This is a genomic window from Nonomuraea sp. NPDC050691 (assembly GCF_040654455.1).
In the GTDB taxonomy this organism is placed as follows: domain Bacteria; phylum Actinomycetota; class Actinomycetes; order Streptosporangiales; family Streptosporangiaceae; genus Nonomuraea.
On sequence record NZ_JBFAIA010000322.1, the window covers coordinates 1 to 3,815 of the forward strand.

The 3,815-nt window shown below is 73.8% G+C and carries 5 protein-coding genes and 1 pseudogene; 3 read left to right on the forward strand and 3 right to left on the reverse strand.

What is annotated here, in order from left to right; genetic code table 11:
• Together AB0H81_RS44160 and AB0H81_RS44165 are read right to left on the reverse strand one after the other, a co-directional pair.
• On the reverse strand, positions 1-291 hold a 291-nt coding region (locus tag AB0H81_RS44160; protein ID WP_358388323.1), incomplete at its 3' end, for an FAD-binding protein.
• A gap of 73 nt (positions 292-364) precedes the next feature.
• On the reverse strand, positions 365-871 hold the full coding sequence (locus tag AB0H81_RS44165) for a nuclear transport factor 2 family protein (protein WP_358388326.1): 507 nt from the start codon (positions 869-871) through the stop codon (positions 365-367).
• Between the two features lie 121 nt (positions 872-992).
• Here AB0H81_RS44165 and AB0H81_RS44170 point away from each other — a divergent pair, with 121 nt between their 5' ends.
• Positions 993-1,889 (forward strand): LysR family transcriptional regulator, encoded by an 897-nt coding sequence (locus tag AB0H81_RS44170; protein WP_358388329.1) that lies wholly within the window; start codon positions 993-995, stop codon positions 1,887-1,889.
• A gap of 54 nt (positions 1,890-1,943) precedes the next feature.
• On the opposite strand, the gene AB0H81_RS44175 is transcribed toward AB0H81_RS44170, so the two are convergent.
• Positions 1,944-2,528, reverse strand: coding sequence for a helix-turn-helix domain-containing protein (locus AB0H81_RS44175; RefSeq protein WP_358388332.1), 585 nt, complete (start codon positions 2,526-2,528; stop codon positions 1,944-1,946).
• A 112-nt stretch (positions 2,529-2,640) separates the two neighbouring features.
• Between AB0H81_RS44175 and AB0H81_RS44180 the strand changes: the two genes are divergently transcribed.
• Both AB0H81_RS44180 and AB0H81_RS44185 read left to right on the forward strand, forming a co-directional pair.
• Complete coding sequence (locus tag AB0H81_RS44180; RefSeq protein ID WP_358388335.1) at positions 2,641-3,429, forward strand: SDR family oxidoreductase; 789 nt, start codon at positions 2,641-2,643, stop codon at positions 3,427-3,429.
• Positions 3,430-3,518: 89 nt separating this feature from the next.
• Positions 3,519-3,815, forward strand: a pseudogene (locus tag AB0H81_RS44185) (Zn-dependent hydrolase); the annotation flags it as partial.

Genomic DNA, 3,815 nt, shown 5'->3' on the forward strand with positions numbered 1-3,815 from the left:
GGCGCGGAGGGCCGCGGGGTCGATCTCCAGCGTGTCCAGCAGCCGGGTGCGCAGCAGGATCGTGCCCTCGGTACGGCCGGTCGCGCCGTGTCCGTTCGGCTGCGTCGCGATGCCCAGCCCGGCGGAGCCGGCATACCGGACGAGGGCGGCGACGTCGTCGGCGTCGGCGGCCTCGACCACGGCGGCCACCGGCTGCTCGACGGCGAGGTTCCACGGGCGGCGGGCGGCGTCGAACCCGGGATCGCCGGGCAGCAGGACCTGGCCGCGGACGGCCGATCTCAAGGTGTTCATGAGGTTCCTCAGGTGTGAGTCGAATGAAAGGTGTGAGTCGACCGAAAGGTGCGGGTCGCCCGAACGGTGCGGGTCAGCCGAAGATGGCGACGGGGTCGCCGGTGTACCAGGCGTTGTCGATGGTCATGCGGCGGACGACCCAGCGCTCCCCGTCGCGGACCAGTTCGACGTCGTACGGGTTCTTCAGCAGGGCGAAGGTGCCGTGGTCGGCGGCGAGCAGATGCTGGGCCTCCACCAGCGCGGTCAGGCGCGCCGTGTCGCCGTCCACCGCGACGCGGGGGTTGGTGACCTGGTGGGTGGTGTCCACCCGGCCGCCGAACAGGGCCAGGATCGTGGAGACGATCGCGTCGCGCCCGGTCATCAGGGGCGGCCGGCCGCCCCACTTCGCCGCCGCGGGACGGAAGTCCAGCTCGGCGTCCGCGGCGAAGGCCGAGGCGAACAGCTCCTTGTCCTTCAGGTCCTGGCCGAGGCCGAACCGGTGGAGGGCGTCCACGATCTCGGCGCGGTCCCGCAGCTCCCGGACCACGGCGTCCTGATCGCCGGCGGGGGCGGACAGCGCCTGTCCCGAGGTGACGTACATCGCATGCTCCATGCAGGTCGGAGGGGTTTTCGAGCGGTTCCACTCTCGGCCGGGGCGCGGAGCCGATCAATGCGGTCCTGTGCAACGATCGTCAAGCCTGGATTAACGATCGGAGGGCGTCATGCTGGAGCGGCACGAGCTGGAGGCGTTCCTCACGCTGGCCGAGGAGCTGCACTTCGGCCGGACCGCCGAGCGGCTGCGGGTGTCCACCGCCCGGATCAGCCAGACCATCGCCAAGCTGGAGCGCCGCATCGGGGTTCCGCTGTTCAACCGCACCAGCCGCCGGGTGGAGCTGACCTCGGTGGGACGCGGCCTGTACGAGGAGACCCGCCCGGCCTGGGATCGGATCGCCGCCGCGTACGAGCGGGCCGTCGCCACCGGGCGCGGCCTCACCGGCACCCTGCGCGTCGCCTTCGTCGGCGCCGCCGGCGGGCAACTGCTCGCCGGGGTGGCCGAGCTGTTCCGGCGGCGCCGGCCGGACTGCGACGTCCAGCTCCGCGAGGCGCAGATGGTGGACCTCATGCCCTGGCTGCGGGACGGCGAGATCGACGTCGCGCTGGGCACCTTCCCCGTCGACGAGCCCGACATCGCCACGGGGCCGGTCCTCGTGTCCGAGGCGCGCATGCTCGCGGTCCCGCTCCAGCACCCCTTCGCCCGCCGGACGTCGGTCTCCCTGGAGGACCTGGCCCGGGTCACACTGCTCCAGCTCCCCCGTACGCTCCCCGGCTCGCTGCGCGCGGACCGCACCCCGAGCGCCACCCCCTCGGGGCGGCCGATCGAGCCGGGCCCGTCGGCCTCGACCTTCAACGAGATGCTCACCCTCATCGGCGCCGGTCACGGGGTCTTCCCGGTCGGCGCGCACGCCACGCGCTACTACGTCCGGCCCGACGTCGCGTACGTCCCGTTCAGCGACGCCCCGCCCCTGCGGTGGGGGTTGATGTGGCGGGCCGACGGCGCCACCGCGCGCGTGCGCGCCTTCAACGACGCCGCCCGCGACCTGCTCGCCGGCGACGCCTGAGGCGGCTCAGCGCAAGGGTCGGCGCAAGGCCGGCGGCGAGGGCCGGCGCAAGGATCAGCGCGGCGCCGTGAGGCCCTGGGCGGTGCCCACGCCGCGCAGCAGCGTGTCGACGACCCGCGTGGCCAGCGCGTCGGCGTCGCCGTCGCCGCTCTGGGCGGCCTCGTGGATGAGCGCGTAGTACACCCGCCGGGCCCACGCGAGGTCCGCGTCGGGCCGCAGCAGCCCCGCCTCCCGTGCCGCCCGGAACATCCGCTCGCACTTCTCCTCCACCTCGGCGTGGACCCGCGCCGCCTCTGGGGCGGCCGTCAGGGCGCGGCTCATCGCGAAGCCCCAGTCGAGCTTGACCCGCAGCACGTTGGCCGTGACCTGGTAGAGGGCGACGAGCGGCGGGGTCGTCTCCGGGTTGGCCGCCTCGACGGCGTCGGCGAACCGGCGTGTCGCCCAGGCGGCCATCGCGCCGACCAGCGCGTCGCGGGAGGCGAAGCGCCGGTGGACGGTGGTGCGGGCCACGCCCGCCTCCTCGGCGATCTGCTCCATGGTGGCCGCCGGGTTGCGGCTGAGGACCCGTTCGGCGGCCTCGAGGATCTGGCGGACGGTGCGCTCGGCGTCCGACCGCAGTGCCCGCGTCGCTTCTGTCACGAGAGGCAAGGCTACACCACCGTCCCGATTACCCAAGGAGTTGCATCATTGGTGTTGCATGTTCTATGTTTCTCGCATCACCGATGAAGCGATTAACGCTGGAGGACCTCTCATGGATCTGCGACTCAGCGGAACGACCGCCCTCGTCACCGGCGCCAGCAGGGGCCTCGGCCTGGCCGTCGTGGCCGCGCTGGCGGAGGAGGGCGTGCGCGTCGTGGCGGGCGCCCGCACCGTCAGCCCCGAGCTGAAGGCGACCGGCGCGATCGCCCTGACCGCCGATCTCTCCACGCCGGAGGGCCCCGCCGGGCTGGTCGAACGGGCGCTGGCCGAGGTGGGCGAGCTCGACCTGCTCGTCAACAACGTGGGCGGCGGCGACGGGGGCGAGGGGCAGGTCGGCGGTTTCCTCGGCTTCGGCGAGGAGCAGTGGCGCCAGGCGCTCGACCTGAACTTCCTCAGCGCCGTCCGCGCCACCCGGGCCGCCCTGCCCAGCCTGGTGCGGCGGGGCGGCGCGGTGGTGAACATCTCCTCGATCGGCGCGCGGATGCCGCACTCCGGCCCGACCCCGTACACGACCAGCAAGGCGGCGCTGACGGCGTTCGGCAAGGCGCTGGCCGAGGAGTACGGGCCGCAGGGCGTCCGCGTGAACACCGTCTCCCCCGGGCCGGCCCGCACCGCGATGTGGGAAGATCCCCAGGGGTACGGCGCGGCTCTCGCGGCCTCGCTGGGCCTGGAGCACGAGCAACTGCTCGCGGGGGTGCCGGCCGGCATCGGGATGACGACCGGCAGGTTCGTCGGACCGGAGGAGGTCGCCGCCCTGGTGACGTACCTGGCCTCGCCGCGCGCCGCGAGCGTCAACGGCGCCGACTACGTCATCGACGGCGGCGCCATCAAAACGGTCTGACCTATCGCGATATATCGTCGTACGGGGAACAGCACGGCCGCCCCGCTCCGTTGAGCAGGACGGAACAGACTTCCTGGGGAGAGTGAACGATGACGGCACTGCGGACGGCACGGCGGATCCTCATGGGCGGGGCGGCCCTCGCCGCGGCGGGATGGGCGCTGCGGGACGTGCCCGCGGAACTGGGCGTGCGGCCCCTGCGGTCGGGGCCCTCGCGGGTGGAGCGGATCCGGCGCTCACCGCAGTTCAGGGACGGCGCGTTCGTCAACACCATGCCGGAGGCGACCACGCTGGTCGCCGCCCCGCCGGCGGGCATGCTGGGCGAGCTGGCCAAGGACCGCGACCAGCGGCGCCCGGCCGGCCCCGTGCCGCTGCGCGTGCCCCCGGCG